The organism is Ralstonia mojiangensis (assembly GCF_023955645.1).
Classification (GTDB): domain Bacteria; phylum Pseudomonadota; class Gammaproteobacteria; order Burkholderiales; family Burkholderiaceae; genus Ralstonia; species Ralstonia mojiangensis.
The window spans coordinates 1,074,561-1,101,536 of record NZ_JAMXHU010000001.1 but is presented as its reverse complement, the minus strand read 5'-3'; the positions used below and the strand labels follow the sequence as shown (position 1 = coordinate 1,101,536).

General features: G+C 59.7%; 28 protein-coding genes and 1 tRNA gene. 15 read left to right on the top strand and 14 right to left on the bottom strand.

What is annotated here, in order from left to right; genetic code table 11:
• Nucleotides 1-133: 133 nt before the first annotated feature.
• Nucleotides 134-1,819 (top strand): electron transfer flavoprotein-ubiquinone oxidoreductase, encoded by a 1,686-nt coding sequence (locus NG898_RS05270; protein ID WP_252691370.1) that lies wholly within the window; start codon nt 134-136, stop codon nt 1,817-1,819.
• Between the two features lie 68 nt (nt 1,820-1,887).
• Here the strand turns inward: NG898_RS05270 and aroC are convergent, their stop codons facing one another.
• The 4 genes from aroC to NG898_RS05250 all read right to left on the bottom strand — a co-directional run bounded on the left by aroC (nt 1,888) and on the right by NG898_RS05250 (nt 6,029).
• On the bottom strand, nt 1,888-2,988 hold the full coding sequence (gene aroC / locus NG898_RS05265; RefSeq protein ID WP_024975495.1) for a chorismate synthase: 1,101 nt from the start codon (nt 2,986-2,988) through the stop codon (nt 1,888-1,890).
• An 85-nt stretch (nt 2,989-3,073) separates the two neighbouring features.
• Nucleotides 3,074-3,487 carry an FKBP-type peptidyl-prolyl cis-trans isomerase gene (locus tag NG898_RS05260; protein ID WP_252691369.1) on the bottom strand — a complete coding sequence of 138 codons (414 nt, stop codon included), beginning with the start codon at nt 3,485-3,487 and terminating at the stop codon, nt 3,074-3,076.
• Nucleotides 3,488-3,582: 95 nt separating this feature from the next.
• On the bottom strand, nt 3,583-5,490 hold the full coding sequence (locus NG898_RS05255) for an MFS transporter (RefSeq protein ID WP_252691368.1): 1,908 nt from the start codon (nt 5,488-5,490) through the stop codon (nt 3,583-3,585).
• Between the two features lie 83 nt (nt 5,491-5,573).
• On the bottom strand, nt 5,574-6,029 hold the full coding sequence (locus tag NG898_RS05250; RefSeq protein ID WP_009240853.1) for a CBS domain-containing protein: 456 nt from the start codon (nt 6,027-6,029) through the stop codon (nt 5,574-5,576).
• A 239-nt stretch (nt 6,030-6,268) separates the two neighbouring features.
• Between NG898_RS05250 and NG898_RS05245 the strand changes: the two genes are divergently transcribed.
• The 3 genes from NG898_RS05245 to NG898_RS05235 are packed head-to-tail and all read left to right on the top strand — an operon-like array spanning nt 6,269 to nt 8,772.
• Nucleotides 6,269-7,603, top strand: coding sequence for an O-acetylhomoserine aminocarboxypropyltransferase (locus NG898_RS05245; protein ID WP_252691367.1), 1,335 nt, complete (start codon nt 6,269-6,271; stop codon nt 7,601-7,603).
• Complete coding sequence (locus NG898_RS05240; RefSeq protein WP_252691366.1) at nt 7,603-8,427, top strand: alpha/beta fold hydrolase; 825 nt, start codon at nt 7,603-7,605, stop codon at nt 8,425-8,427. Before NG898_RS05245 ends, NG898_RS05240 begins: the two co-directional genes overlap by 1 nt.
• A gap of 27 nt (nt 8,428-8,454) precedes the next feature.
• The gene (locus tag NG898_RS05235; RefSeq protein WP_252691365.1) at nt 8,455-8,772 is read left to right on the top strand and encodes an Mpo1-like protein; all 318 of its coding nucleotides are present in this window, start codon (nt 8,455-8,457) and stop codon (nt 8,770-8,772) included.
• Between the two features lie 4 nt (nt 8,773-8,776).
• Here NG898_RS05235 and NG898_RS05230 read toward each other — a convergent pair whose 3' ends face one another.
• Entirely contained in the window at nt 8,777-10,087 is a 1,311-nt protein-coding gene (locus tag NG898_RS05230; protein WP_252691364.1) for a YihY family inner membrane protein, read from the bottom strand.
• 68 nt (nt 10,088-10,155) lie between these two features.
• On the opposite strand from NG898_RS05230, the gene wrbA reads away from it, so the two are divergent.
• From wrbA to NG898_RS05215, 3 genes are read left to right on the top strand one after another with little or no spacing between them, the layout of a single operon-like run.
• On the top strand, nt 10,156-10,749 hold the full coding sequence (gene wrbA, locus NG898_RS05225) for an NAD(P)H:quinone oxidoreductase (RefSeq protein ID WP_252691363.1): 594 nt from the start codon (nt 10,156-10,158) through the stop codon (nt 10,747-10,749).
• Nucleotides 10,746-11,138, top strand: a complete 393-nt coding sequence (locus NG898_RS05220) for a DUF2069 domain-containing protein (protein WP_252691362.1) — start codon at nt 10,746-10,748, stop codon at nt 11,136-11,138. Before wrbA ends, NG898_RS05220 begins: the two co-directional genes overlap by 4 nt.
• A gap of 6 nt (nt 11,139-11,144) precedes the next feature.
• On the top strand, nt 11,145-12,557 hold the full coding sequence (locus tag NG898_RS05215; protein ID WP_252691361.1) for an FAD-binding oxidoreductase: 1,413 nt from the start codon (nt 11,145-11,147) through the stop codon (nt 12,555-12,557).
• A gap of 17 nt (nt 12,558-12,574) precedes the next feature.
• Here the strand turns inward: NG898_RS05215 and NG898_RS05210 are convergent, their stop codons facing one another.
• Nucleotides 12,575-12,778 (bottom strand): hypothetical protein, encoded by a 204-nt coding sequence (locus NG898_RS05210; protein WP_252691360.1) that lies wholly within the window; start codon nt 12,776-12,778, stop codon nt 12,575-12,577.
• Between the two features lie 667 nt (nt 12,779-13,445).
• Between NG898_RS05210 and NG898_RS05205 the strand changes: the two genes are divergently transcribed.
• The 3 genes from NG898_RS05205 (at nt 13,446) to NG898_RS05195 (ending at nt 15,105) form a co-directional block, all read left to right on the top strand.
• A tRNA-Arg gene (locus tag NG898_RS05205) sits at nt 13,446-13,522 on the top strand.
• A gap of 335 nt (nt 13,523-13,857) precedes the next feature.
• Nucleotides 13,858-14,406: a hypothetical protein gene (locus NG898_RS05200; protein ID WP_252691359.1), complete on the top strand. Its 549-nt coding sequence runs from the start codon at nt 13,858-13,860 to the stop codon at nt 14,404-14,406.
• 45 nt (nt 14,407-14,451) lie between these two features.
• Nucleotides 14,452-15,105: a DUF6988 family protein gene (locus tag NG898_RS05195; protein ID WP_252691358.1), complete on the top strand. Its 654-nt coding sequence runs from the start codon at nt 14,452-14,454 to the stop codon at nt 15,103-15,105.
• Here NG898_RS05195 and NG898_RS05190 read toward each other — a convergent pair.
• The gene (locus tag NG898_RS05190) at nt 15,083-16,207 is read right to left on the bottom strand and encodes a restriction endonuclease (protein ID WP_252691357.1); all 1,125 of its coding nucleotides are present in this window, start codon (nt 16,205-16,207) and stop codon (nt 15,083-15,085) included. The genes NG898_RS05195 and NG898_RS05190 overlap by 23 nt on opposite strands.
• A gap of 167 nt (nt 16,208-16,374) precedes the next feature.
• Here NG898_RS05190 and NG898_RS05185 point away from each other — a divergent pair, with 167 nt between their 5' ends.
• Nucleotides 16,375-16,977, top strand: coding sequence for a DUF1780 domain-containing protein (locus tag NG898_RS05185; protein ID WP_252691356.1), 603 nt, complete (start codon nt 16,375-16,377; stop codon nt 16,975-16,977).
• 123 nt (nt 16,978-17,100) lie between these two features.
• Here the strand turns inward: NG898_RS05185 and NG898_RS05180 are convergent, their stop codons facing one another.
• From NG898_RS05180 to NG898_RS05160, 5 genes are all read right to left on the bottom strand, one after another.
• Nucleotides 17,101-17,862, bottom strand: coding sequence for a hypothetical protein (locus NG898_RS05180; protein ID WP_252691355.1), 762 nt, complete (start codon nt 17,860-17,862; stop codon nt 17,101-17,103).
• Between the two features lie 8 nt (nt 17,863-17,870).
• Nucleotides 17,871-18,749: a TIR domain-containing protein gene (locus tag NG898_RS05175; protein ID WP_252691354.1), complete on the bottom strand. Its 879-nt coding sequence runs from the start codon at nt 18,747-18,749 to the stop codon at nt 17,871-17,873.
• 85 nt (nt 18,750-18,834) lie between these two features.
• Nucleotides 18,835-19,398, bottom strand: coding sequence for a hypothetical protein (locus NG898_RS05170; protein WP_252691353.1), 564 nt, complete (start codon nt 19,396-19,398; stop codon nt 18,835-18,837).
• 73 nt (nt 19,399-19,471) lie between these two features.
• The gene (locus NG898_RS05165; RefSeq protein ID WP_252691352.1) at nt 19,472-20,206 is read right to left on the bottom strand and encodes a lysozyme inhibitor LprI family protein; all 735 of its coding nucleotides are present in this window, start codon (nt 20,204-20,206) and stop codon (nt 19,472-19,474) included.
• A 76-nt stretch (nt 20,207-20,282) separates the two neighbouring features.
• Complete coding sequence (locus NG898_RS05160) at nt 20,283-21,887, bottom strand: lysozyme inhibitor LprI family protein (RefSeq protein ID WP_252691351.1); 1,605 nt, start codon at nt 21,885-21,887, stop codon at nt 20,283-20,285.
• Between the two features lie 140 nt (nt 21,888-22,027).
• Between NG898_RS05160 and NG898_RS05155 the strand changes: the two genes are divergently transcribed.
• Nucleotides 22,028-22,270, top strand: a complete 243-nt coding sequence (locus NG898_RS05155) for a helix-turn-helix domain-containing protein (protein ID WP_252691350.1) — start codon at nt 22,028-22,030, stop codon at nt 22,268-22,270.
• Between the two features lie 25 nt (nt 22,271-22,295).
• Here the strand turns inward: NG898_RS05155 and NG898_RS05150 are convergent, their stop codons facing one another.
• Together NG898_RS05150 and NG898_RS05145 are read right to left on the bottom strand one after the other, a co-directional pair.
• The gene (locus NG898_RS05150) at nt 22,296-22,799 is read right to left on the bottom strand and encodes a GNAT family N-acetyltransferase (protein WP_252691349.1); all 504 of its coding nucleotides are present in this window, start codon (nt 22,797-22,799) and stop codon (nt 22,296-22,298) included.
• 8 nt (nt 22,800-22,807) lie between these two features.
• Nucleotides 22,808-23,434 (bottom strand): recombinase family protein, encoded by a 627-nt coding sequence (locus tag NG898_RS05145; protein WP_252691348.1) that lies wholly within the window; start codon nt 23,432-23,434, stop codon nt 22,808-22,810.
• Between the two features lie 257 nt (nt 23,435-23,691).
• On the opposite strand from NG898_RS05145, the gene NG898_RS05140 reads away from it, so the two are divergent.
• The 3 genes from NG898_RS05140 (at nt 23,692) to NG898_RS05130 (ending at nt 26,922) form a co-directional block, all read left to right on the top strand.
• Entirely contained in the window at nt 23,692-25,488 is a 1,797-nt protein-coding gene (locus NG898_RS05140; RefSeq protein WP_252691347.1) for an AAA family ATPase, read from the top strand.
• Nucleotides 25,489-25,490: 2 nt separating this feature from the next.
• Nucleotides 25,491-26,138 carry an HNH endonuclease gene (locus tag NG898_RS05135; RefSeq protein WP_252691346.1) on the top strand — a complete coding sequence of 216 codons (648 nt, stop codon included), beginning with the start codon at nt 25,491-25,493 and terminating at the stop codon, nt 26,136-26,138.
• A 64-nt stretch (nt 26,139-26,202) separates the two neighbouring features.
• Nucleotides 26,203-26,922, top strand: coding sequence for a DUF8168 domain-containing protein (locus tag NG898_RS05130; protein WP_252691345.1), 720 nt, complete (start codon nt 26,203-26,205; stop codon nt 26,920-26,922).
• Nucleotides 26,923-26,976 lie beyond the last annotated feature (54 nt).

Below are 26,976 nucleotides of genomic sequence, written 5' to 3'. Positions count from 1 at the left end.
CTTAGCAAAAAATCGAACGATCGTTCAGAAATTTCCCTTGCCGCATCCGGGCGTGTCCCGGACAATGCGGAAAATTCTAATGCAGCAATCCGTCATACCAATAAGCAAACGCCCTACAAGCGAAGAGACACTTATGAACCAGCAACAGCTCCTCGAACAATACGGCCCGCGAGAGTCCATGGAGTATGACGTCGTTGTCGTTGGCGGCGGCCCCGCCGGCCTGGCGACTGCGATTCGCATCAAGCAACTGGCTGCCGAGACGGGCAAGGACGTGTCCGTTGTCGTGCTGGAGAAGGGTTCCGAGCCGGGTGCACACATTCTTTCGGGCGCGGTGATGGACCCGCGCGCCATCAACGAACTCCTCCCGAACTGGAAGGCCGACGGCGCCCCCCTCAACCAGGCAGTCACCGGCGACGACGTGCTCTTCCTGAGCGAGACCGACGCCAAGCGTACGCCCGACTGGCTCGTGCCGCGCAACTTCCACAATGACGGCTGCTACGTCGTCTCGCTATCGAACGTGGTGAAGTGGATGGCCACGCAGGCCGAAGCGCTGGGCGTGGAGATCTTCCCGGGTTTTGCTGCCGCAGAAGTGCTTTACGACGACAAGGGTGCTGTGCGCGGCGTTGCCACCGGCAACATGGGCATCGGCAAGGACGGCGAGCCCACCGAGAATTTCCAACTCGGTATGGAGCTACTTGGCAAGTACACCATCTTCGCGGAAGGCGCGCGCGGCCATCTGGGCCGCCAGTTGCTGGAGAAGTTCAAGCTCAACGCCGGCAAAGACCCGCAGACCTTCGCCATCGGCATCAAGGAACTCTGGGAGATCGACCCGGCCAAGGCCAAACCCGGCCTCGTCGTGCACACTGCTGGCTGGCCGATGGAAGGCGACACCTTTGGCGGCGGCTTCCTGTATCACCTGGAAGACAACAAGGTCACGCTCGGCTTCGTGATCGGGCTGGACTACAAGAACCCGTGGATGAGCCCGTTCGAAGAAATGCAGCGCTGGAAGGCCCACCCGGCCATCCGTGCGCACATCGAGGGCGGCAAGCGCATCGGCTACGGCGCCCGCGCCATCAACAACGGCACGCCGCAAGCGCTGCCGAAAACCGTGTTCCCGGGTGGCGCGCTGGTGGGTTGCGACGCCGGTTATCTGAACGCGGCACGCATCAAGGGCAGCCACGCGGCCATCAAGAGCGGCATGATGTGCGGTGAAGCCGTGTTCGAAGCCGTGACGGCCGGCCGTTCCGCTGACGAGCTGTCGGCTTACCCCGCCGCCTTCGAACAGAGCTGGCTGAAGGAAGAACTGGACCAGTCGCGCAACTTCAAGCTGTGGTTCAAGAAGAGCCCGACGCTGGGCAAGATCATGACCGGCATCGAGCAATGGCTGCTGCCCAAGATTGGCGTCAGCAACCCGCCGTGGACGCTGCACGGCACGAAATCGGATAACCAGTCGCTCAAGCCGGCATCGGAATGCCCGAAGATCGAGTATCCGAAGCCGGACGGCAAGATCACGTTCGATCGCCTGTCGTCGGTGTTCATCTCGAACACGAACCACGAAGAGAACCAGCCGGCCCACCTGACGCTGAAGGATCCGACCGTTCCGACGCGCATCAACCTGACGCAGTTTGCCGGCCCCGAGCAGCGTTACTGCCCGGCTGGCGTGTATGAGTTCGTCAAGAGCGACGAAGGCACCGAGCGTCTGCAGATCAACGCGCAGAACTGCGTGCATTGCAAGACATGCGATATCAAGGACCCGACACAGAACATCGTGTGGGTCACGCCGGAAGGCGGCGGCGGGCCGAACTACGTCGGCATGTAAGTACCGGGCGAGCGCCCAACAAAAAAGACGGCTTGAAGCCGTCTTTTTTGTTGCCTGAGCGAATCGATTCAGGAAGCTTTTGCCGCGATGGCCGGCGTCTGCACCGACACATCGCCGCATTGCGCGCGATGGCGCAGCGCGTGGTCGATCAGCACCAGCGCCAGCAGCGCTTCGGCGATCGGCGTGGCACGGATGCCAACGCACGGGTCATGACGACCGAACGTTTCCACCACCGCCGGATCACCCGCCTTGTCGATCGAACGGCGCGGCGTGCGAATGCTCGACGTCGGCTTGATCGCCAGCGACACGGAGATGTCCTGCCCCGTCGAAATCCCACCCAGGATGCCGCCGGCATTGTTGCCGACGAAGCCTTCCGGCGTCAGCTCATCGCCATGTTCGGAGCCGCGCTGGCTGACTGCGTGGAACCCGGCGCCAATCTCAACGCCCTTCACCGCGTTCAGGCCCATCATCGCGTGCGCGATATCGGCATCCAGGCGATCGAACAGCGGCTCACCCCAGCCGACCGGCACGCCAGTGGCCACCACTTCAATGCGCGCGCCGACGGAATCGCCGTCCTTGCGCAGTGCATCCATGTAGGTTTCCAGCTCGGGAACGATCTCGGCATTCGGCGCGAAGAACGGGTTGTTCGGCACCTCGTTCCAGTCCATGAACGGGATGTGAATATCGCCCAGCTGCGACATGAAGCCGTGGATTTCGATACCGAACTTCTCACGCAGCCACTTCTTGGCGACGGCACCTGCAGCCACCGTCGGCGCCGTCAAACGTGCGGAAGAACGGCCGCCGCCGCGCGGGTCGCGGACGCCGTATTTGTGCCAGTACGTGTAATCGGCGTGACCGGGACGGAAGGTCTCGGCGATGTTGCTGTAATCCTTGCTGCGCTGATCGGTATTGCGGATCAGCAGGCAAATCGGGGTGCCCGTGGTCTTGCCTTCGTACACGCCGGACAGGATCTCGACGAGGTCCTCTTCTTTGCGCTGCGTGACGTGGCGCGAGGTGCCGGGCTTGCGGCGATCCAGATCGGGCTGGATGTCTTCTGCCGACAGCGTCATGCCGGGCGGGCAGCCGTCGATGACAGCGCCGATGGCCGGGCCATGCGACTCGCCGAAGGTGGTGACGGAAAACAGCAGGCCCAGGGTATTGCCAGACATGATCGAGCTCGGGAAAGCGCCGCGACTGCCGCGGCGCGAAACATCGGGAAAACGCTATTGTAAGGCCGATCTATCGGCCCTTTGGTCAGCCGCCGATACCGAGCAGTTCGACCTCGAAGTTCAGCGTGGAATTGGGCGGAATCGTGCCGGGCACGCCGCGTTCGCCGTAAGCGGTGGCTGCCGGGCACGTCAGCTTGGCCTTGCCGCCCACCTGCATCTTCTGCACGCCTTCGGTCCAGCAGGGAATGACGCGATTCAGCGGGAACGAGATCGGTTGACCGCGCTTGTAGGAGCTGTCGAACTCGGTGCCGTTGGTGAGCGTGCCACGGTAGTGCACCTTGACCGTGTCGCTGGCCTTGGGCGACGGGCCGGTGCCCTTGGTCAGCGTCTGGACGATCACACCGGAGGGCAGCGTCTCAGATGCCGGCGATGCGGCTTGCGCGGTAGCGGCAGCCAGGGCAAGCAACGAAGCGCACAGCAGCGGGGAAACGTGTTTCATGGCAGGTAACGGGAGAGTTGGAGGTCAGAAAAAACGCATGAAGGCCGATTGCAGGCCGACCGGCAGTGTATCGAAGTCCGGAGGCCCGCCACGCGCTAGAGCCGCTCGCCACGCAGTGCCAGCACGGCGGCCTGCATCGCTTCCGGCGATACGGCATGCGCCGGCACCGGCGTGCCGATGCATAGCTCCAGCCTGTTGAGGAAACCGCGACGGAACGGCCGCGACATCGCCGCCCCGCCCTTGCGCGAGAAAAAGCTGCCCCAGAGGCCGCGCAGCGCCATCGGCACCACCGGCACAGGTGTGCGCTCGATGATGCGGCGCATGCCTTCCTTGAACGGGTTCATCTCGCCCGTGGCGGTGATCTTGCCTTCAGGGAAGATGCAGACGACCTCGCCTTCCGCCAGCGCCGCCGCAATCGTGTCGTAGGCGCGCTGGAGCATCTCCGGGTCTTCGTGCATTGGCGCAATCGGAATCGCCTTGACCGTGCGGAAGAACCACGACAGCACTGGCACCTTGAAGATGCGGTGGTCCATCACGAAGCGAACGGGCCGGCGCACGAACGCGCCCACCACCACGGCATCGACGAAGCTCACGTGGTTGCAGACCAGCAGGCATGGACCTTCATCGGGAATCTGCTCCGAGCCCTCCACCTTCACGCGGTAAACGGTATGGATCAGCAGCCACATCACAAAGCGGATCAGGAATTCCGGCACCAGCGTGTAGATGTAGATCGCCACCACGGCGTTGAGGATGCCGGTAACGAGGAACAACTGCGGGATCGTGAATCCGGCACGCGTGAGCACCATCGCCAGCACGGCTGACGCGATCATGAACAGCGCGTTGAGGATGTTGTTGGCGGCAATGATGCGCGCGCGGTGCGTCGGTTCGCAGCGGCTCTGGATCAACGCGTACAACGGCACGCTGTAGAAGCCGCCAAACATTGCCAGCAGGAACAGGTCAGCCAGCACGCGCCAATGACGGTGGTTCTGCAGGAAGCCGGAAATGCCCGTCAGCACGTCGTGCGCAACCAATGCCTCGGCGTGCGACGCAAAGTACAGATCCACTGCAAACACCGTCATGCCGATCGAGCCAAACGGCACCAAGCCGATTTCCACCCTGCGCCCCGAGAGCTTTTCGCACAGCACCGAGCCCAATCCGATGCCGACTGAAAACACCGCCAGCAGCAGCGTCACGACGTTCTGGTCGCCAGCAAGCACATTGCGCGCGAAGGCAAAGAACGACGTGAGGAACGTCGCGCCCACGAACCACAGCCACGAAATGCCCATCAGGCTCAGGAACACCGCGCGCTGGTTGCTCGCCAGCCTCAGGTTTCGCCAGGTCTCGGAGATCGGGTTCCAGTTGATGCGCAAGTCCGGCTGCGACGCCGGCGACACCGGCACACCACGCGCGGTCAGCCAGCCGGCCACGGCAATGACAATGCATGCGATGCCCGTGAACATCGGACCGATCAGCTCGCCGTTGCGCGTGTAATTGGCCAGCTCGCCACCGCCGATGGTGCCGATCAGGATGGCAACGAAGGTGCCCATTTCCACCAGCCCGTTGCCGCCCACCAGTTCCGTCGATTGCAGATGCTGCGGCAGATACGCGTACTTCACCGGCCCGAACAGCGTCGAATGCACGCCCATCAGGAACGTGCACAGGTAGAGCAGTTCAACGTGGCGCAGCGCGAAACCCGCACAGCCGATCACCATGATGGCGATTTCCAGCGTCTTCACCAATCGGATCAGCCGCGCCTTGTCCATGCGATCGGCAATCTGTCCGCTGGTGGCCGATAGCAGCACAAACGGCGCAATAAAGATCGCAGAGATCAGAAACGCCGCCGAGGCCGGGTCAGCATTGCCGAACAGCGCGGCGTGGTACGTGACCAGCGAGGAAAACGCCACCTTGAAAACGTTGTCGTTCATCGCGCCCAGGAACTGGGTCCAGAAAAACGGTGCAAAACGACGCTGCTTCAGCAGGGAAAACTGGCTCGATTGGCTCATCGGCAGGAGGCTGTTGGTTCAACAAAAAAACCCGCTCGCAACGGCGGGCGGGTTTCATGAATGCGGTAAAGAGATCGCGCAGATCAGTCTTCGTTGGCCTTTTCTTCCGGCCAGTCGCGAATGTACGCCTTGAGCATCTTGTTTTCGAAACTTTGATCTTCCAACACGGCTTTGGCCACGTCGTAGAAGGAAATCACGCCCATCAACGTGCGGCTGTCGAGCACGGGCAGGTAGCGCACATGGTGCTCCAGCATGATGCGACGCACTTCGTTGACCTCGGTTTCGGGCGTGCAGGTGACGGGATGATCGTCCATCACCTTGCGGATGGTGGTGCCGTCGCCCACGGAACCATGGTTCTTGGCGACAACCTTGATGATTTCCCGGAAGGTCAGCATGCCGACCAGTTCACCGTACTCCATGACCACGAGCGAGCCGATGTCTTTTTCCGCCATCGTCTGCACGGCCACTTGGAGCTTGGTTTCAGGTGCCACGGTGTAGAGCGTGTTGCCCTTCACGTGGAGGATGTCGCTGACTTTCATATTGCGTCTCCCAGAGTTCGGGGTGCCGGTCTGCCGGGGGGCGACCGCGCGCGGGTTGTGGTTATGGTTGTGTTTCGATCCTAGCCCAAACCGGATCGCTTCGACAAGCATGCAGCGCAGAAAAAACCTGTCAAAAACCGCGCCCGCTCGGCGTTTGCCCGGAATGCGCTGCAACAGGGAGCAGTGCTAGCATGCCCCGTCCAAACCCGCTCCCGCTCCGTTTCGGGGTGCTTGAATCCATGTCCAAAGCCCGCTTCGACACGCTGGCCCTGCATGCCGGTGCCGCGCCAGACCCGGCCACCGGCGCGCGCGCCACGCCCATTCACCTGAGCACGTCCTTTGTGTTCCGCGACAGCGAACATGCGGCGTCATTGTTCAATATGGAACGCGCAGGCCACGTCTATTCGCGCATCTCCAACCCGACCGTTGCCGTGTTTGAGGAACGCATGGCCGCGCTGGAAAACGGCGTAGGCGCCATCGCCACGGCTTCGGGCCAGGCGGCGCTGCATCTGGCCATCGTCACGCTGATGGGTGCCGGCTCGCATATCGTCGCGTCTTCGGCGCTGTATGGCGGCTCGCACAATCTGCTGCATTACACACTGCGCCGCTTCGGCATTGAGACGACCTTCGTCAAGCCCAGCGACATCGATGGCTGGCGCGCGGCCATCCGCCCGAACACGCGGCTGCTGTTTGGCGAGACGCTCGGCAACCCAGCGCTGGATGTGCTGGACATCCCGACCATTGCATCAATTGCTCATGACGCGGGTGTGCCGCTGCTGGTCGATTCGACCTTCACCACGCCGTGGCTGCTGCAGCCGTTCGCGCATGGCGCAGACCTCGTCTACCACTCGGCTACCAAGTTCCTGGGTGGGCACGGCACGACCATCGGCGGCGTGCTGGTGGACGGGGGCACATTCGACTATGTGGCCGCCGGCAAGCACCCTGAGCTGACCGAGCCGTACGCAGGTTTCCACGACATGGTGTTTGCCGAGGAAAGCACCGTCGCACCCTTCCTGCTGCGCGCGCGACGCGAAGGCCTGCGCGACTTCGGTGCCTGCATGAACCCGATGGCCGCGTGGCAACTGCTGCAAGGCATCGAGACACTGCCGCTGCGCATGGCGCGGCATGTTGACAACGCCCGCCGGGTCGTAGCCTTCCTGGCAAGCCACCCGATGGTGGCGTCGGTCGCCTACCCCGAGCTGGAATCGCACCCCGATCACGCGCTGGCCAAGCGCCTGCTGCCGCGCGGCAGCGGTGCGGTGTTCAGCTTCGACCTGCGCGGCGACCGGCGTGCCGGCCAGCAATTCATCGAGTCGCTCGGCCTGTTCTCGCACCTCGCCAATGTGGGCGATGCACGCTCGCTGGTCATCCACCCCGCATCGACGACCCACTTCCGCATGGACGCCGACGCGCTGGCCGCAGCCGGTATCAGCGAAGGCACGATCCGCCTTTCCATCGGCCTGGAAGACGCCGACGACCTGATCGACGATCTCAAGCGCGGCCTGAAAGCCGCCGAGCGCGCGATGTCCGCCGCACCGGGCAAAGCCGCCGCAAACGCAACGGGAGCCTGCTGATGGAATGGACCGTACAAGGCGAGCGCGCCTACGCCTACACCGGCGGCAAGCCGTTCAACGCCGAGTTGCCGTGCGTCGTGTTCGTGCACGGAGCGCAGAACGACCATTCGGTCTGGGGGCTGCAGACGCGCTGGTTTGCGCACCACGGCTTCAGCGTACTGGCGGTGGATCTGCCCGGACACGGCCGCAGCGCCGGCGCCCCGCTGCAGACGGTGGAAGCCATGGCTGACTGGGTGATGGCGCTGGTACACGCGGCTGGCGTCGGGCAGCCAGTCATCGTCGTCGGGCACAGCATGGGCTCGTTGATTGCGCTGGAGTGCGCGTCACGGTACGCAAATCGCGTGCGCCGCATCGCCCTGGTGGCGACGGCTTGGCCGATGAAGGTGTCAGACGCGCTGCTCGACGCGGCGCTCAACAACACGGCTGGCGCCATTGACATGGTGAATACGTGGTCGCATTCCAGCCTCGCAAACAAGCCATCGTCGCCTGGGCCGGGCTTCTGGATGCATGGCGGCAGCCAGCGGCTAATGGAACGGATCGCACGCGGTACCGAGGCGCCCGTCTTCCACACGGATTTTGCCGCCTGCAACGCCTATGCACGTGGCGCCGAAGCCATGGCCGCCGTGCGGTGCCCGTCACTCGTCATCGTGGGAGAGAAAGACCAGATGACCCCAGCGAAAGCTGGACGTCAGGTTGCGGCAGGATTGACCGGCAGCCGCGTTGTCGGGCTGCCAGGCGGCCACGCGATCATGGGAGAATGCCCCGACGGCACACTCGACGCGCTGATTGCGTTTGCGCGAGAACGAGATCCGGTCGCCGCATAAGTCGCAGTCGCCTCCCGGAGACGCATTATGGCCACCACCGACACCCGCAGCTTCGGCAGCTTTGCCGAGTTCTATCCGTACTACCTGAGCGAGCACCAGGACCGCACCTGCCGGCGTTTGCACTTTGCCGGCTCGACGGTGGCGCTGGTATGCCTGATCCTGCTTGTCCTTACGGGCAACCTGTGGTGGCTGCTGGGAGCGGCGGTGAGCGGTTACGCGTTCGCGTGGGTCGGGCACTTCGGATTCGAGAAGAACCGGCCCGCCACGTTTCGCCATCCGTTTTACAGCCTGATGGGCGACTGGGTGATGTATCGCGACATCTGGACCGGCAAGATCCCGTTCTGAAACATCAGGCGCGGGCAGTGGCCATTGCAGACGCCGCAGCCGCCTGCGCGGCCGCTGCCACGCCGCGTTCGCCCGTCGTGAAAATGCTCTCCAAGGTTGCGTCGAGCGCAGGATTCTGCAGTTGGCTGACCAGCGCGCGCGTGTCACCCAGATGGCGTGCCAGCGCGGTGCGCGGCAAGCGTGGCAGATTCAACACCAGCCTTTCATAGAGCGGTCGCAGCGTGGTTGTGCGCGCATCGCAAAGCAGCGCCCAATGGGTCTCGCCGCGATCCTGCTGCAGCTTGCCGATCAAATGCAGCGCCTTCAGCTTGGTCAGCAGGTCAACCAGGTAATCGGCTTCCAGTTGCAGGCGCCGGCCGATATCAAGCTCGGCCACCGTACGTGGCGCCTGTTCGCGGGCGCGATACAGCAGCAGAAGAACACCCAGCGCATCGAAGAATTCACTGCCCGGAAACGTGCGTCGTTGCCAGTAACCCTGGCGGATGATCGGCAGCGTCGACGCGATGGTTGCGCCGAGCAACGTCACCAGCCAGCTCACGTAGATCCACGTCAGGAAGATCGGTAGCGTGGCAAACGCGCCGTAGACGGCCGTGTAGGTCGGGATGTGCGCGACGTAAGCGCCAAAGACGCGCTTGGCGATTTCGAATGCCGCCGCAGCAATCAGGCCGGCAATAAAGGCATCGCGCCGTTCCACATTGGTGTTCGGCACGAACACGTACAGCATCGCAAACGCAATCGCCGAAAGCAGGATCGGGACCAAGCCCACAATCACACCCAGGCCGAACGGCAGCTTGTGCACATAGCCGGCCGAGATCGACACGAGGTACGAACTGACCGACAGGCTTGCGCCAATCAGCACCGGCGCGAATGTCATCAGAGCCCAGAACACCAGAACGCGCTGCGCGAGCGGCCGACGATGGCGCACGCGCCAGATGGCGTTCAACGCGTTCTCGATGGTGAGCATGGTCATCACCGAGGTCACGACCAGGCCGATCAGGCCTGCTGCCGTCAGCCCCTTGGCGTTGCTTGAAAACTGGTTGAGATACGTCAGGATCGGCCGGCTGATGTTGCCCGGCACGAGATTGCTGAACATGTAGCCCTCGATGTCCGCCCGGAAGCTCTTGAACATCGGGAATGCCGTGAACAGCGCAAACGCCACCGTCAGAATGGGAACGAGCGACAGCACCGTCGTGAACGTCAGGCTGCTGGCCACTTGCGGAAGGCGATCTTCACCGGCGCGGCGCAAGGCGTAACGCGCCAGCGCACGCAGCTTGGCGGCATTCCATTGACGAAGCGCACGGGTGTCAAAAAGCATGAAAAATGAGGCGGGAGGCGGGGTTGGGGGGCGCAACTATAATACCGCGACGCTCTCAACGCTTTGTTATGAAAGATATCCTGGTCTTGTACTACAGCCGTCACGGCAGCACGCGCGCATTGGCCGAAGCCATTGCGCAAGGCATTGAAAGCGTCGACGGCGCTCAGGCGCGTGTGCGCACAGTGCCCGCCGTCTCCACCGTCTGCGAAGCCACGCAGCCCGACGTGCCCGACAGCGGCCCGCCCTACGTAGAAGTACACGACCTGGAGGAATGCGTGGGCCTGGCGCTGGGTTCGCCCACACGCTTTGGCAACATGGCCGCGCCGCTCAAGTACTTCCTGGATGGCACCACACCGCAATGGCTGGCGGGCGCGCTGGCGGGCAAACCGGCATGCGTGTTCACCTCCACGGGCAGCATGCATGGCGGGCAGGAAACCACCCTGCTCTCGATGATGCTGCCGCTGCTGCACCATGGCATGGTCGTGCTCGGTCTGCCGTATCAGCACAGCGAATTGCTTTCCACCGATGCCGGCGGCACGCCATATGGGCCGTCACACGTCGCTCACCGCGGCGATACCGCACCGCTGACCGCCCACGAACGCACGCTCGCCACAGCCATGGGCCGGCGGCTGGCGCAGACCGCTCTCAAGCTCGCCGCATGATCCCCGCCGACAACGCCGTCACCGAATCCCGCGCACTGGCTCTGCTGAGTGCAGGCAGTCTCATCGCATTGATCGTCCTGTGCGCCGCGTGGGAGTTGTGGCTCGCGCCCGTGCGCCCGGGCGGCTCGTGGCTGGCGCTGAAGGCGCTGCTGCTGGCGTGGCCGCTGCCCGGCGTGCTGCGCAAGAACCGCTACACGATGCAATGGGCGTCGATGTTCATCCTGCTGTTCTTTACCGAAGGCATCGTGCGGGCGACATCGGACGTTGGGCTTTCGCGCTCTCTGGCATGGGGCGAGGTGGCGCTCAGCGTGGTGTTCTTTACCGCAACCATCCTCTACCTGCGCCCGTTCAAGCGCGCTGCAAAAGCCCGCGCCGGCCACAGCACCTGACCCGCCATGACTCACGATGCCTTCCTGCAAGCCTGCGTTGATGCCATCGGCGCAACACACGTCCTGACAGCGCCGGAAGATCAGTCGCCCTACCTTACCGATTGGCGCAAGCGTTTCACGGGGCGCGCACGCGCAGTGTTGCGCCCGGCCAGCCCCAACGAGGTGGCAACAATCGTACGCCTGTGCGGCGAATACGGCGCGCCCATCGTTCCGCAAGGCGGCAACACCGGCCTCTGCGGCGGCGCCACGCCCGACATGGAAGGCAACGCAGTCGTGATTTCGTTGCAGCGCATGCAACGCGTGCGCGCCGTCGACCCCATCAACAACACCATCACCGTGGATGCCGGCTGCATCCTGGCCAACGTGCAACAGGCCGCCGCCGATGCCGAGCGCCTCTTCCCCCTGAGCCTAGCGGCCGAAGGCAGTTGCACGATCGGCGGCAATCTGGCGACCAACGCGGGCGGCACCGCCGTCCTGCGCTATGGCAATGCGCGGGAGCTGTGTCTGGGCATCGAAGCGGTCCTGCCCAACGGCGAACTGTGGAACGGCCTGCGCGGCCTTCGCAAGGACAACACCGGCTACGACCTGCGTGACCTGCTGATCGGCGCGGAAGGCACACTCGGCATCATCACCGGGGCGATGCTGAAGCTGTTTCCGCAACCGCGCGCCAAGGTGACGGCGCTGGCGGCGCTGCAATCGCCGCGGCAAGCGCTGGAGTTTCTATCGCTGGCGCAAGGCCATGCAGGGACGCTGCTGACGGGCTTCGAGCTGATGTCGGCGTTTTGCCTGGAACTGGTGCGCAAGCATTACCCGCAGTTGCGCGTGCCGTTCACGCAGGTTTATCCGCAATACGTGCTGCTGGAATTGTCCGATCTGGAAAGCGAAGAGCATGCGCGCACGCTGTTCGAATCGCTTATGGAAGACGCGCTCGCGCGAGGCGTGATCGACGATGCGGCGGTGGCGGAATCGGTGGCCCAGTCGCGCGACTTCTGGAGCCTGCGCGAACATATTCCGCTGGCGCAGGCCGATGAAGGCAAGAACATCAAGCACGATATTGGCGTGCCCATTTCGCGCATTGCCGACTTCATCGACGTAACCGACCGCGCGCTGGCCGCCGCCTACCCCAACATCCGCATGGTGACGTTCGGCCACCTTGGCGACGGCAACCTGCACTACAACGTATCGCCACCGGAAGGCCACGCGCACGACGCTTTCCTGGCCAACCAAGACGGCATCAACCGCATCGTGCACGACAGCGTGCATGCGCATGGCGGCTCCATCTCAGCCGAACACGGCATCGGCCAGCTCAAGCGCGAAGACAACGCGCGTTACAAGAGCCCCGTTGAACTGGCGGCAATGCGCGCGATCAAGCAGGCGCTGGACCCGCGCGGCCTGATGAATCCGGGGAAAGTGTTGTAAAGCGATCCGGCCTTGCTTCAGCCGAACAGCTTCAGCGTGTAGTTCGCCACCGCCAAGAGGACCGTTGCCCCCAGCAGCCACAACAGCATGCGCGGTACGCCGCTGGGCGGCAGACGATGATCGCTGGCGTTGGAACGGTCGCCAATGCGCCCGCTCTGGGCGCTACGGATGTAGGTACTGCGGGACGCCCCTGCCGGGCGTCGTGCATGACGCGTGCTCATTGTTGTTTCCTCCCTGCCCCATGGCTAGCGCCTCGCCCCGGCTCCCTGCAGCCATGGCGAAACACAGCAGCCCCATGGATCACTCCATGGCTGCCCAAACAAGACTCCCTCATTTCCCGTCTGGTCGGAACCCAAAAGGCTTCGTCACGCCCGTTTGGCGCGCGTAGGCACGGTGTTCCGCGTCTTTGCGCGGAATTTCGAATGAAACGTTATTGTTGTGTGGCACTACCCGACGCCACGAAATGTATCAAAAATCCCCCCAATTGGGGGGTACGTATTTTAGGTATATGACCTTTTGGATGATGCGCAGGAACGACGCTTGCGGGCTGGATTAGGGCAAACCCGGAATTCGACCCATGTATGGAGGCAGCCCATGCCCGCTTTGCCCGATCTGACCAAGCGCGCCCACATCACGCCGCCGCAGCGGCCCGAACAGCCCCCGCACCCGCCGCCGGAAATGCCGCCGCCCGACGAACCGGCCCACGACCCGGTGCATGACCCTGAACCCCAAACGCCCCCAATCGAACTGCCACCCGGGGAGCTACCGCCGGAGATCCCGCCCCAGCATTAGCGCTGCGCAACATCCCATCTGTTAGAATCGCGGCCTCCCAGGCACCCGGAGGCCGCGCGTTTTTGGTATGCCTGGGCAGCCAGCACATCCGCATATCTGCCCATAGCTCAGTTGGATAGAGCATCGGCCTTCTAAGCCGACGGTCGGGGGTTCGAATCCCTCTGGGCAGGCCACGAACCTCTATGAATCAGGCACTTACGTTGAGCGTCACTGCGACGGTTTAACAAGTGAGCGCGGGAAAGTGTGCTCAAAGTGTGCTCGGATTTTACCCTTGGCACGTGTCTCACGATCTCCACTGATCGTCACCGGACAATGACCACCTGCTGCCGATTGGTCCGGTGCACATCAAGTCCTGCTGGTCCTGCAATCAACCACCCGCCCACCGCTTGACTCGATGCCCGTTCGGACCTGTCAGGTGCGCCCCTTCGATTCGACCCGGTGACTAGCATTGACGCCGGTTCAGGCCATCCCTAGCATGCGCCAGAGAACAAAAGCACCGGGGGATGTGATGAAGGACGACTTCGCAAGTCGTTGGAAGACCCTAAGCCCGGCAGATCGAGACAAATGGGCTTCCAACTGTCTCGCCGGACTTGATGGAAAGGCGTTTCACGTATGCGTTGACCATGCAATCACGGTCACTAAGCTGAACAGAGCACGCGAACTTGCCAGCGAAGCTTCAGGAAGTGGGCCTTTTCTTCGTGCCGCGCTTATATGGTTCGTGGCAAGTGTTGTGGCAGTCGGCATTTTTCTGGTCAATCTCCCATTGTGGTTGCGGCTTTGCGCGGCGGTGACGTTGATCATCGTCGCGGGGAAGGCTGCCAAGTGGCTCACATTGCGGAATCTGCGGAACACCGCCCTCGTATGGCCTCATGTGTTCCGAGAATTCTGGGAATCGGGGGTTATTGCCATTCGGATCGGTAACGAGACTTATTCAAATGCTATTCAGGCGACGAGGTGGCAGGATGTGTTGCTACTTGCCGTGGGCCACCCTCAATTATGTGAAGTCGTACCGCAAAGTCATTCCCAGATGCTGAAACAATCGGTACCTCGGCCTTGACGTGCCTGCCCTATTGATCCGTGGCTTGACCGCATCCGGCCCGCGATGACCGAAGAAGAAAAGCTATCCACCACGCTGGATCGCACGGCACAGTTGCATGAAGCCGTAGCTGCGCATGTAAACCGCGTCACCCCTTACCCGGAGAAGCGATTCGTCGTCTCGTTCCAAGCCGGGATGCTGTCGCTGGAACACGCGACGGGTGCGCTGGTTCTGATCGGCAACGGCTTGTGCGCTTCTGGCATTGCCTTGGTGCGACCTCAATTTGAAACCCTCGTCCGTGGCATCTGGTTGCTCCATGCTGCCAACGCCAACTGGGTGGACAAGCTTACCGAACCGCTGACCGTGGACAGTGCGCGAAAGGCGAACGAAGGTCTGATGTTGGCCGACATGCTGAAACAGTTGGATGTCAGCGACGCCCCAGTTCAACTAATTGATCAACTGAAGCAGTTCCGAGATGTCTCGTGGAAAGCCCTGAGCAGTTACACGCACGGTGGCATCCATCCGCTGTCGAGAACACTTACCGGCTACCCGGCGCAGCTTGCAACCGATGCCCTGCGGAATTCCAATGCACTTGTCTGCATCACGGCACAGTTGGTATCCATACTGTCCGGCGATGCGGAGAACATGCACCCGGTCCAGAAGCTGCACGTGGACTTCGCGGACTGCGTGCCAATCATCAAGCCGCACGTGGAATCTTGACCCGACACCCCTTCGGGAAGTTGTGACACCCCCAGAACGACCCGCCATCACCTTGCCGGACCACCATCTTTATCCCGCAGGCCGCACAGGTTGGCGTCTGGTAATCGCCTTCGAACGCCCGTGTCAGCAGTTCATCTCGCTTGTCAGTATCCAAAGCCCGGATGCGTTCAACAATGCCCGCGCCATCCAGCAACTGAATACCAGCTTCTTTGGCATAGTCCTGCACCGGTTTGCCGATAAAACCCGTCAGTGACCAGAAAATGCCCCGTTCGACCTTCTTGGCGTGCATGACGCCGCCAAGCGCACGCACAGGTGTCACCTTGACTGGCTCACTCCATGCCTTGCACTGAACCAGTGCGATGGGATCAGGCTTCCCCTTCATGTACAAGGTTGCATCGACACCGCCATCAGCGCCTTGTGGCACCGTCTCGACAGTAAAACCCTTCGCTTCGTAGTACCAGACGCACAGCATCTCGAATCGCTTCCATTCCAATTGCTGAAGCGCATCGAGGGACCATTCCATCTCCGGGGATGAATCGACCTCTGCTGGTTCTTGCAAGACCTCTGGGGTGTCCTGAACCGGCTGACCGGCGGCAGTACCAAGCAATTCATGCACGGCGAAAGTGGGCACCACGAACACCGCCAGCATTGATCCAAGACTGTTCTTGGCGGTATCTGTCAAGTCGTCGCGGTTGACCTCCCTGTCCTGCCACACAACCGTTCGCGCCAATGGCATGCCCGCATCCACCAGATAAGCCCGGCTTTCGCACGCACCAGTAACCCTACCGATCAGATAGGTGCGGCTGGCTGGCGAGTACGTGACAGCCAAGTCATCGACCTTGATCTCATTCATGAAGCGCCAAACCTGCGACGCTACTGAAACCGCCATCTTCTCTTTCGTTTCCGGCGCGATGGATAGATGCAGATCGGCCAGTTCTTTCTTCGTCATGCCCGGCTTGGCATGGTGCGCAAGCTGCGTCCAACCAATACCGGCGATACCCTTCTGGCGAAAATCATCGTAGAGACGGCCACCATCGGCTCTGAGCATCCACATCTTTGTCACAGCATCCCCCGAAGCGGTTGAATGTTCGGCCACGCGCATGACCGATTATCAATAATACAAAAACCGCCTTGGATGGGCGGTTTCGTACCAAGGTGTCAAGCGCCACAATCAGATCATGCCGAAGTAATACTCTCGCTCATCTTCCGTCGAACCGGCGATAAGATTGTCTGACTGGGTCGTACCCACCACGACGAGAAATCTTCGGTATGGATGAACAAGAATTCATCGCGCAACGCGTCAAAGACCTTGAAGACGCCATTTCTTTCTTCAAACGTCAAAACAAGGAGGAACGCGAACGTTGGGTGGCCGACGCATTCCTTCGAAACCTTGATATTGTCCCCACAGAAGGTGAAATCGTCAGCGTCAAGGACGATCCGCCCGATGTGGAGTTTCGGGATGCTCGTTTCGAGATCAAAGAAATTCTAGACCCCGGACGGCGGCGCCACGACGAGTACAAGCGGGAACTGACACGCGTGCGCGAGATCACCAAAGCCCGAGACCTGCTGAAGGAATTCACGCCAAAGGACATTGATCTTGTCGAGATATACCGGCTTTGCCACAACGAAGCCATAAGGCATATCAAGTACTCGAACGACTTCAAGAAGCAGACGGACTTGCTGCTGTATGTCAACCTGCAAGAAGTGATTTTTTTTGCAGGGCGGCCCTATCCGAACACCTCTGAACTGGCGGCAACTGGATGGCGCTCGGTTTCATTTGTAATGGACCGGTACAGTAGCTGCTTCTATGCCAGCCCAGACGCACCAAGCTTCATCCGGCAAGCGGTAGGTCACGTCTCGCATCGCCCCTAAAATTGGCGTAGCACCGGTGCGCTGTTCAGTGAACGACCTTCCAACCCGGATTTCAAGCCCGGCAATCCGACTGCTTTGCCGGACAACCGAGATCGATCAGGCAGCCCAAGCCATCGAACGTCATTAGCCGGGCGGCTGCGTCCGCGTATTGATTGCCAACAGGTGGGCACGATTCATCGCGTAGTCCAGCAGCACTACGCCATCGAACGTTGTCATGTATCGATGTACGAGCACCGCATCGTCCAATGACCACGCTGCCGACCCGCTGAATCCCTGCAACACGATCAATAGCCAGACATCATCGACACGTTTCCGGTACGCCGCAACTTTGCGTTCTTTTCTATCAATCGTTGCTTGTATATCCACTGGCGATGCCACCGGTACCCACCATGCTCCGACAGGTTGCCATCGGGAACGAGGACAACTTGGATGATGGTGTAACCAGACCGAAGTGAACAAGGCCGACTCGAAGTCCGTACCATCTTCTAACCTAGCCGACAGCACGCCCGAAGGCATCGAATTGATCCGGGACCTGACTATCGCCACAAGGTCGGTCGCTGCTGCATCTTGGTCTTTCGGACTCAGTGCGGTGTGTTCGCGAAAAACCACCTTCACATCAAGGCAATCGGCATTGATGCTTCGTAGGAAATGCTTCTGTGCCCTTTCGCAGATTAGCCTGCGAGTTTCTTCGACCGCACGCACGTCGCTGCGCAGCAGCTCGGTCACTTCAACGCCGTACCGCCCTTCTGGTCCGCCCACAAGAATGTCCGGTTCCTCACCTGTTGCATCGACAGTCCCATGCGGCCAGCAAGTCAGCAGCCCTTGCGCACGTTCAAAATAGAATGACTCGGCACGTTTTCTGCGCTGCGCCTTGGTGAGACTCATAGTGAACACTAGAACGGAAGCTCATCGTCAAACGGGTCGGCCTCCTTTTTGGAGCCTGTCGTATGAAAAGTGAACTTGCTTTCGTTGGCCTCGATCCACCGCCAGCCTTTCTCGGTCACACAAACCCCATCATAAGTGTCGTAGCTTCCGCTATCACTCATGTCCTTTATCTCGGCGAACATCTTGGCCTTCAACCGACGCAGCCCAAGATTGAAGCCTAGATTGTTCAAACCGGCGCGTTCGCAGTCATTTTTGACTTCCCACAGTGGTGTCGCGCTGTCATCGCGAGACACGCTGCTGGCGATCACTCGAAGTACCGTCAACTCTTGCGAGGACAAACCGTCAAGGTCAACGACGTTGGCCTGTTCCGCCATCTCCTCCAGCACTTCACCCTGTTCGAGCATGGCCCTCAACCTTGCGGTCAAGTTGACTTTGAACGATTGAAAGTCGCTTTGGGATTCGGTCTTGTAGGTGACAATTGCCCGATGTTGGATGTCGAACGGGAACCGCTTCCCGGCCTTCTGTCGCTCGTCTGAACAAGCCATGACGACGGGCCGCCCCGCCGCATATGCGAACCCAAGTTCGTACCAGACGTTCGGGTTGTCTTCCGTAATGTCAGCAAGGCAGACGGCGGCCCGCTTGATGTTCTTCTCGATTGCCTCGACCAGCACCGTGGCAGACGAATCCTGATCGACGCGATAGGCCGTCATCCCTGCGGCTTCGATGGCTGGCTTGTACAAATCGTCAAACCGCTTGTTGTAGATGTCAGTGAACGGCTGAATCACAAAGCACGTCGGCATAGGAACCCTCGCTCCACTCGCTGGAATTCCCGAAGATTCTACCGCCGCTGCCGGGCGCCCCATGCCGTAGGTAGCAGCATCTGTCATGTTTACGTGCCTCCGCGAATTGGTTGATCGCAGTTTTCTGCAATCCAACCGCCGCGACAAACACGCTTTTCTGGAAACTTGTGTTTTACTTCTTCGCGTCGCTCAGTATGGAGCGCCCCTTGCGCCTAGCGCGAGGAATGGATAGATGAACTTGCCCATACACATCGTGCGGTTCCGGTTCGCGCGGCAAGGTCTTTACAAACTGCCCATGTTCTTTGTAGATGGCTTCAATGTCCCGACGGCTTACCTGAACACCTCTGGCCGCCAGTTTGCCTCTAACGACATCGAAGATGTCGTCGGGACCTAGACTGGCTCCGGCGAGACGTGCGGCTTGAAGTTCACCAAGCACCTCCACCCTAACGTGGGCTTGGCGCGCTGTCGCTCGGCGCGTTGCTTTATTCGCGCCACCCCACCCAAACGCCTCATTGAAATCGGTAAGCCCGCCAGCGTTCAGACGATCTTCGATGTCGAGCAGGGCATCAGCCGCCCACTCTGGTATCACGGCCTGAAATCGGGCGCATAAAAACAACACTCCCATAAGGGCGCCGGGGTCGCCCGCCTCGAAATGCTGCCGCCCGAGATCGAGGTAACGAAGAATCGCTTCATCGCCCCACATGGCTTCCTCTACTTCCTTGGACAATGAGATCATCGCGCAGCACCTCCAAATGTCACCGATCATTCCTTACACATGCATGATGCAGCGACACGCCGGCAGATGTCGATCAGTCCCCGCCCGTGGCGCAGTTGCACTCAATGGTCGCGCCCTTGGCGCTGGTCAGTGACCGCTGGATGCCAGCAGGACAGGTCTTGTTTTTCGGAAACTTGACCGTCTTCGCCAAGTCCGGGTTCTTGGCCTTGAAGTCGGCCACCGGAACATCCAACCGCACGGGCACCACGCTGGAAGACCCACCGTCAGCACTTTCCACTGCTGCCACCTTGATGCCACGGACGGCCACGTTGCCCGCACGAGTCTGACCATCAAGGTCCATCGGTGCGGCAAATGGCATGCACGACTTCATCCACGATTCGATGACCGGGTTGTCCTTGACCGGCACGGTGGCCGGTTGCGAACCACCTTGGGACGCGGCCGTCGCCGAGCCTGCATTGATGTCGCTGGCCTGAACGCACGATGCATGCATCCCAGTGACTACCGGCGCCTCACAGACATCGTCTACGCGCTTGCGGTACAGATCGACCAGACACTGTTCAGTGGCGCATTTGTTGCGCTGGCCGATCCATGCACGTTGTTCCTTCTTCAAGGAGGCACCGCCATCACCCAAGTCGGTTGCCAGCATGGCGTCATAGTTCTCCTTCAGGGCATCGTCCAGCTTGCCAAGCAATGGGCTGGCACAGATGGTCTTCTCCACGAAGGTCGATGCCTTCTTGCAGTCGAATGAAGTGGCGTGTGCCAGCGGCGACACAATCAGAGCAGCCAGAATTAGATGGCGAATGTTCATAGGGTTTCCCGGTTCAAAGGTCGAATGATGAAAAACCGCCGATAGACGGCGGTTGGTATTGATGTTGGCTGGCGCCTTACATCGCCGACAGGGCTTGGATGCGGGCTTCGGTCGTCTTCAGAAGACACGCCGTGTCATTACATGCATTGCGCTGCTGTTTCATCCATGCCAATTGGTCAGACCGCAGTGCGTTGGCATCGAAGGACTTCGACTTGGCGGACGCATATGCGGCAGCAAGGCGGCGGTCCGCATCACCAGTCTCAGGTGTGGAACAGATCAATTTTTCGATCTTGGACGATGCCTTGCTGCAATCAAACGATGCAGTGATGGCAGCCAGTACGGGTCGCGTGGCCGGTGCGGCAGGTGTCGGCACTGGTGCTGCTTGGACAACTAGCTTCGCCGGTTCCTCAACCGGAGCCGGTGCCGGTACGGCTTGCCCAGACGGCGCAAGAACACTGGCGATGCCTTGTGGCAGCGGGCACTGCTTGTTCAATGCTTCGGATAGCGCGATGAAGTTGGTGTACTTCGCCGCCACAAGTGCATTGGACTGGATGGTGTACCCAATGCGCTGCATGTCTTCCTGTGTCACCAGCTTCTCGAATTGCGCCATCTTGCATGCACACAGTTCGGAGCTTTGGTGTTCAGTGCACCCTTGAAGGGCGAGGGTCTTCCACTCCTTGTCCCACGGCTTCGTGTTCTTGGACGACGCGGTGATGTCAGGGGCGGCATAGGCCAGCATGGTGTAAGCCACCATGTAAGGACCGAGATCGCTCTCGCCCGCATTCACACCTGCACGAGTGGTCATCTTCACAATCGGACCGTTCTGCTTCTCGGCCTTGTCTGCGGGGGTGGACACCAGATAGGACAGTGTCGTGCTGAACACCGGATCGGTCGGGATACGGAATCCACGAATGGCCGCTTCCACCACCTTGGATTCCTTGACCTGTGCAGCCTTCACCAAGTCTTCCTTGGGAAATTCGACCACCAGCTTGCCGGAACACGCGACGTTCTTGGATTGGTTGTTCCGCGCCACCTCGGTGATCATCTCGACACGGAACTTGATGCGTTCCTTCGCGATTGCCATCACCAAATCGGGCGAACCGGTCTCTGCAAGCTGTTCTGCATAGGTTTCCGTGATGACGCCCTTCACGTCTTTGGCCGCGCAATCCAGCTTGCCGGTGCGACCAAGCAGGGCTGTGAGGTTCGACAACGGCCCGCCAGATGGCTTGTCGGCAGCATCACTGGTCCCTTGGGTGGCAAGCAGAAGTCCGAAGACAGCAGCGGTATACAGGACAGCCGCCCCAATCGCCGCCAGCACAGGTTTGACCATCGACTTCTTCGCATAGGTCTTACCGAAGGCATCCTTCACGTAGCTGGCCTGCTTACGGCCAGACAGCACGTACCAAATGAAGAAATAGACCAGTCCGGCGACATTCATGACCCCGCGACCGGCATCGCCGTCACCACCTGCCTTGTCTGCAAAACAGACCCCAACGGCCACCGCAGCCAAGAACAGCAAGCTGAAGTAGAACCAAGCCTTCGAAGTCGATGCCCGTCCCGCCTGACCTAGCGCGGTCCAGTTCGATGCTTGTAGGTAGCTGCCGAAGGCAGGCGTGAATATGAAACTGAGACCGGTAACCGTTGACGGGTTCCAGATCGGTTGATTCTGGTTGTTCTGCATGTGCTCCCTCCCTTATTGCTTACTTTTTTGGACAGACACGCCCCGATAACCGGCAACAGTCGCTGACCGCCACACAGCCCTCGCATATTTGGGGACCATGGTCCGTCGTCCGGCGCGATCTTACCGCACACGATGCGGGCATGCCAATTCGCACCGATCAACGCAGGGACCCGTCATTAGTCGCGCTTGGAGACGCGATTCGTCGCCTTCGCGAGGCCCGAGAAATGTCGCAGGAAAGTTTGGCGCTGCTTGCCGATGTGGACCGCAGCTATGTGGGACGCGTGGAACGCGGTACCAACAACGCCGCCACGCTGACACTGAAGAGACTGGCGAACGCCCTTGGGATGACTTTGGCCGAGTTGATGGCCGAAGCGGGCTTATGAAGTAGCTACCGACCGCCGATCCGCGTCACGCATCTGCCAACAGCGCCCAACGCTCGTGGTCGCACCACTTCCCGTTGATGCGCAGGTACCGTGGAGAAAAGCCTTCCTTCTTGAACCCAACGCGGCTGACGAGTGCAATGGACGCGGTGTTCTCCGGTTGGATGTTCGCTTCCAAGCGGTGCAGCCCCAGACCATCGAATGCATACCGGACCGCAGCGTTCAGTGCTTCGGTCATCAACCCTTTCCGGCTGAACCCAGCCATTCCGTAGTAGCCCAGATAGGCACTCTGGAAGGCTCCGTGAACAATTTCGGTGATGTTGATGACACCGACGATCTGTTCCGACACGGCTTCTCGGGCAATCAATCCGACATGTGACCCGGTAAGCGTACGTGCAAACCACTGATCAAATCCCGTTTGATCGGTGAAGGACGTTACCCACGGCAAGTGGTAGTGCTGACTTGCCCTGTTCCCATTGATCAGATCGGTGGCATCAGCACGAATGACCGGCTGTACTCGAATTCGGCTCATCTGTTGGACTACTCCGCCATCGATTCTTCTTTGACCTGCCGAGCAAGCCGCGACAACGTGGACCGAGAACACCCGGTCACTGCAACAATCGAGTTCCAGCTATCACCACGTCGCAGCATCTGCATGATGCCCGCATTCCGTTCGACATCGGGCTTGCGGCCTTTGTATCCACCTTCGGCCTTCAGCTTCTCGATTCCTTGCTTCTGACGGCGACGCCGGTCGTCGTAGTCCTTCCTTGCGATGGCGGCCAGCATGTCCAACATCATGGCGTTCAGCGCATCCATCATCCGACCGGTGATGTCATCGGTGTTGGTCGTCAGCATCCATGAAGTCGGCAGATCGAGCGCCACGACACGGATGCGACGTGATTGCAGTTCGGCCTTCAGGCGCTGCCAGTCTTCGTTGTCCAGTCTGGACAGCCGATCCACCTGTTCGCACAGCAACAGGTCGCCTTCATGGCAATCGGCCAGCAGTCGGAACAGTTCAGGTCGTTGAAGCGATGCGCCCGATTCGTTCTCGACGTAGAAAGCCGCGATTTGAAGACCGCGATCCCGTGCAAACTCGATCAGGTCATTCTTAGCCCGACTGGCATCTTGTTCCTTAGTGGAAGCACGAAGGTAGGCACGGACGAACATGGAATCACCCCGATCAGTTCGCTTAGGATGGTTCGCATAATATCGGTTCGATTAGGGTTTAGTCAAGCCACATATCGAACCAATGCCAGACCGGTTCGCCTGACCTATACGCATTTCGAACCATGACAAGACCCGCGCTAGAACCCGCCTTTGAACCGCGCCGCCAAGCGGGAGGGTGGAGGACTGCGCACAAAAATTGTAGTCTCACTGTCAGCACCATATTGCTTATATTCAACGTCGGCTGATAGGAAGAGACTATGCTCAAGCTGAAAAGCTTAGTTATTGAGAATGCTGCTGCAATAGAGAACCTCAGCATTACGTTTCCATTCACTATCGAGGGCTTGCCGAAGCCTCTCATCCTCGTCGGCGAAAATGGGTCTGGGAAGACGACCGCCCTATCCTTTATTGCTGATTCCCTCCTTCAAGGTGCAGCCACAAAGTTCAGCGATGTGCTAACACCGAATGGCATGGGCACGTTCTACTATCGCTTGCGCAGTTACGACACCCGGATCGGAGCAGAATATTCCGTAACTCATATTCGTTACGAGAGTGAAGCGCAGGACGTGCACTACGTAGACCATATAGGGCCAAGCACGGGCGTTGCAGAAATACGGCGACGTTTAGAACTGCCGGACAATCTCGTAATGAGCGGCGGCACATCCGGGGAAAAGATCTGGTCTCCGAACATTGAACAAGCGGCTTTGTGTTTAAAAAACGGAGCTTACGTTTTCTTCCCAAGCGGACGCCGCGAAGCACCTCATTGGCTGCAAGAAAAAGGATTACATCCTGAGACCTACTCAAATAAGCAGCGTTTCGGCAATCATTTGAGTAAAAGAATGATCATAGAGACAGCAGCGGAAGAGACGGCAACATGGATTATGGATGGATTACTTGATGCGGCAACCGGCTATCCCGATGCCGGCATCCTTGTGGCGAACCGAATCTTGCAAACCATTTTGGAGGATTCGACAGCGCATTTTGCAATAGCGCCTCGTAATATATGGCCACGGGTACAAATTTTCACTAGCCTACCTGCCGCAGACATTCCGGTTCAAAATCTGCGTCGCCTCGCTATTCCATCGCTGGGCCATCTTTCTGCGGGGCAGTCGATGCTTCTATCTATGTTCGGTACGATTGCCAACCAAGGCACATTACACCAACAGCGAAATCTTCAAGATATTGAAGGCATTGCGATCATTGACGAGGCAGAGGTCTACCTTCACACGCATCTACAGCGAACGGTTCTGCCGAGCTTAATAAGACTTTTTCCCAAAGTGCAGTTTGTAATCACGACACACAGCCCAGCTTTCCTTATGGGAATGAAGGACCAATTTGGTATCGATGGCTTCGAGGTTCGGGACATGCCAAGCGGCGCCATAATTGACGTTGACCAATTCAGCGAGATTGGCGCCGCAGTGGAAGCCCTAAGCCAATCCACAGCGTTTCGAGATGAAGTGAGAGCAGCAATTGCGCAGGAGAATGCGCAGCCGATTCTGATTGTCGAGGGAAGAAGTGATGCGATCTTGATCGAAGGATTGTGGCGTATGTCCACTGGTGCCGCACCGCCATTCAAGCTTATGACGGCGAAAGGTCGCCGTGCCTTGCGTTACTTGCTTGAAGACGAACAATTCATAGAAGAGGTTGGCGAGAACCAACGCGTTCTCGGTCTGTTTGACTTCGACGAAGCCTTCGATGACTGGAAGGGGTGCCAGCGAGATTACCCCCATCGAGAAGGAGACGACGGCACCGGGTTACTACGGAGGCATGCCACGAAACAGATATATGCTGGCCTGCTTCCGGTGCCACCGATGCGGGCAGCACAGGCAGGAGAACGTTTCGCCGCGAAATCCAACTTTACAATCGAACTGTACCTGCCGGACGAAACACTAACAGCCAGCCAGAATGTTGAAACCGAAACATTCCCCGGAGACGTAGAAATCAGCAAGTTTCGTGGGGAGAAGGTAGCCTTTGCGCAACGTGTCTCGGTGCAGGCAGACTTGCTTCCGCATTTTGAACCGCTTCTCGACCTGATACGACGAGTGTTGGCCGTTTGATCATGGATGGAGACGTGTCACTACATCGGCAGTGTTTGCGTGAACCGATCCCCGAGATATTCGACGCAGCGCGCTACTTGGATGCAGCCGTGTCTGCTCACTTGGCTGGACATCGCGATCTGGCTGATCAGTTGATCCGTCTGGCAGATATGCCGCCGATCCGTGAATGGACGGAATCAATCTGGGGCGCGCAGAGTCCGCATGTGCAATTACGCCCGCAGATCGATGCACCACCCCATCTACCAGCCGACCAACGCACCAAGCTGAGGATGCCAACCTTGGCTGAAAAGCGTCAGCTTCACGTGCGTGATGGCTACCACTGCCGGGTCTGTAGCATCCCCGTGATCCGGCAAGAGGTGCGCCAGCGGCTGCGCGATGCATACCCTTCGGCGGTCCAATGGGAAGGCCGGAATGCAGAACAGCATGCCGCTTTTCAGGCCATGTGGGTTCAATACGATCACGTCATACCTCATGCACGCGGCGGCACCAACGACGCCGACAACATGCTGATCACGTGTGCGCCATGCAACTACGGTCGAATGAACTATACGTTTGCAGAGGTGGGCCTGACTGATCCGAGAACCCGCCATCCGATTCAATCGACATGGGACGGGCTTGAACGCCTGATGCAGTCGCGTGACCTGTCCTGACAGGCGGATCACCCCACCAGACTATGTGGCGGCCAAATGAAAGTGAAACCAAGAGTCACACAACATGTATCGGTACTTCCTTGATGGAATAGTCCATCCCGAACGCGCACAGATACAAGATCACCGCATCACTGCCAAGTTCGGCCATGTCGCGTCCGGCGTCGATGCGAAAGCCGATATTCGGATTCTTCTCAATCAGATCGCCGTCTGGGTAGAAACCGAAGCCGAATGGAACGCGCTGGACCTGAGAAACGTAGTCAAAAATCTGGTCCAGTTGGAGATGGACATGATGGGGTACGTTCTGGGCCTCACCTACGATGTCGAAATCCGGCGTGCAATTTGCCCCGAGATCGGCGTTGATGTCGTCTTCGGCATCAACGTTCCTTGTATCAGCGAACTACATCGCGAAGTCGATCTCGACGCTCGTATCGCTGCCATGCGTCCGAAGCTTCTTGGCGAATCCGGCCTCTTCCTCCACCGCTGCCTGCGGGACCTTATAACCGCAATGAAGGAGCCTGACGACGTTGCATTCCACTGCTATCGCGCCATTGAATCACTGCGACACCATTGCATCGCCACGCACTCACTAGACCCCAAAGACAAGGCTGCGCAGTGGAACACCCTGCGTCAGATCGCAGGGTGCGACGAATCTGCCACAAGGCTGCTGGAAAAGGCGGCACAGGCAACACGTCACGGAGAACCGGAAGCCGTCCCCGAAGTAGACGCGGTCAAGCTGTTGACGACGGCATGGACTATCGCAGACGGCTACATCCTCAACTGCTGAATCTTCGTTGCCAATTGAATCACCAGCAAGAACCTCACAAGCGGCCCGCGCAGG

What these genes read in the sequence shown, in the direction of transcription:
- NG898_RS05270 (WP_252691370.1), top strand. Translation starts at nt 134, where the DNA reads ATGAACCAGCAACAGCTCCTCGAACAATACGGCCCGCGAGAGTCCATG.
- aroC (WP_024975495.1), bottom strand. Translation starts at nt 2,988, where the DNA reads ATGTCTGGCAATACCCTGGGCCTGCTGTTTTCCGTCACCACCTTCGGC.
- NG898_RS05260 (WP_252691369.1), bottom strand. Translation starts at nt 3,487, where the DNA reads ATGAAACACGTTTCCCCGCTGCTGTGCGCTTCGTTGCTTGCCCTGGCT.
- NG898_RS05255 (WP_252691368.1), bottom strand. Translation starts at nt 5,490, where the DNA reads ATGAGCCAATCGAGCCAGTTTTCCCTGCTGAAGCAGCGTCGTTTTGCA.
- NG898_RS05250 (WP_009240853.1), bottom strand. Translation starts at nt 6,029, where the DNA reads ATGAAAGTCAGCGACATCCTCCACGTGAAGGGCAACACGCTCTACACC.
- NG898_RS05245 (WP_252691367.1), top strand. Translation starts at nt 6,269, where the DNA reads ATGTCCAAAGCCCGCTTCGACACGCTGGCCCTGCATGCCGGTGCCGCG.
- NG898_RS05240 (WP_252691366.1), top strand. Translation starts at nt 7,603, where the DNA reads ATGGAATGGACCGTACAAGGCGAGCGCGCCTACGCCTACACCGGCGGC.
- NG898_RS05235 (WP_252691365.1), top strand. Translation starts at nt 8,455, where the DNA reads ATGGCCACCACCGACACCCGCAGCTTCGGCAGCTTTGCCGAGTTCTAT.
- NG898_RS05230 (WP_252691364.1), bottom strand. Translation starts at nt 10,087, where the DNA reads ATGCTTTTTGACACCCGTGCGCTTCGTCAATGGAATGCCGCCAAGCTG.
- wrbA (WP_252691363.1), top strand. Translation starts at nt 10,156, where the DNA reads ATGAAAGATATCCTGGTCTTGTACTACAGCCGTCACGGCAGCACGCGC.
- NG898_RS05220 (WP_252691362.1), top strand. Translation starts at nt 10,746, where the DNA reads ATGATCCCCGCCGACAACGCCGTCACCGAATCCCGCGCACTGGCTCTG.
- NG898_RS05215 (WP_252691361.1), top strand. Translation starts at nt 11,145, where the DNA reads ATGACTCACGATGCCTTCCTGCAAGCCTGCGTTGATGCCATCGGCGCA.
- NG898_RS05210 (WP_252691360.1), bottom strand. Translation starts at nt 12,778, where the DNA reads ATGAGCACGCGTCATGCACGACGCCCGGCAGGGGCGTCCCGCAGTACC.
- NG898_RS05200 (WP_252691359.1), top strand. Translation starts at nt 13,858, where the DNA reads ATGAAGGACGACTTCGCAAGTCGTTGGAAGACCCTAAGCCCGGCAGAT.
- NG898_RS05195 (WP_252691358.1), top strand. Translation starts at nt 14,452, where the DNA reads ATGACCGAAGAAGAAAAGCTATCCACCACGCTGGATCGCACGGCACAG.
- NG898_RS05190 (WP_252691357.1), bottom strand. Translation starts at nt 16,207, where the DNA reads ATGCGCGTGGCCGAACATTCAACCGCTTCGGGGGATGCTGTGACAAAG.
- NG898_RS05185 (WP_252691356.1), top strand. Translation starts at nt 16,375, where the DNA reads ATGGATGAACAAGAATTCATCGCGCAACGCGTCAAAGACCTTGAAGAC.
- NG898_RS05180 (WP_252691355.1), bottom strand. Translation starts at nt 17,862, where the DNA reads ATGAGTCTCACCAAGGCGCAGCGCAGAAAACGTGCCGAGTCATTCTAT.
- NG898_RS05175 (WP_252691354.1), bottom strand. Translation starts at nt 18,749, where the DNA reads ATGACAGATGCTGCTACCTACGGCATGGGGCGCCCGGCAGCGGCGGTA.
- NG898_RS05170 (WP_252691353.1), bottom strand. Translation starts at nt 19,398, where the DNA reads ATGATCTCATTGTCCAAGGAAGTAGAGGAAGCCATGTGGGGCGATGAA.
- NG898_RS05165 (WP_252691352.1), bottom strand. Translation starts at nt 20,206, where the DNA reads ATGAACATTCGCCATCTAATTCTGGCTGCTCTGATTGTGTCGCCGCTG.
- NG898_RS05160 (WP_252691351.1), bottom strand. Translation starts at nt 21,887, where the DNA reads ATGCAGAACAACCAGAATCAACCGATCTGGAACCCGTCAACGGTTACC.
- NG898_RS05155 (WP_252691350.1), top strand. Translation starts at nt 22,028, where the DNA reads ATGCCAATTCGCACCGATCAACGCAGGGACCCGTCATTAGTCGCGCTT.
- NG898_RS05150 (WP_252691349.1), bottom strand. Translation starts at nt 22,799, where the DNA reads ATGAGCCGAATTCGAGTACAGCCGGTCATTCGTGCTGATGCCACCGAT.
- NG898_RS05145 (WP_252691348.1), bottom strand. Translation starts at nt 23,434, where the DNA reads ATGTTCGTCCGTGCCTACCTTCGTGCTTCCACTAAGGAACAAGATGCC.
- NG898_RS05140 (WP_252691347.1), top strand. Translation starts at nt 23,692, where the DNA reads ATGCTCAAGCTGAAAAGCTTAGTTATTGAGAATGCTGCTGCAATAGAG.
- NG898_RS05135 (WP_252691346.1), top strand. Translation starts at nt 25,491, where the DNA reads ATGGATGGAGACGTGTCACTACATCGGCAGTGTTTGCGTGAACCGATC.
- NG898_RS05130 (WP_252691345.1), top strand. Translation starts at nt 26,203, where the DNA reads ATGTATCGGTACTTCCTTGATGGAATAGTCCATCCCGAACGCGCACAG.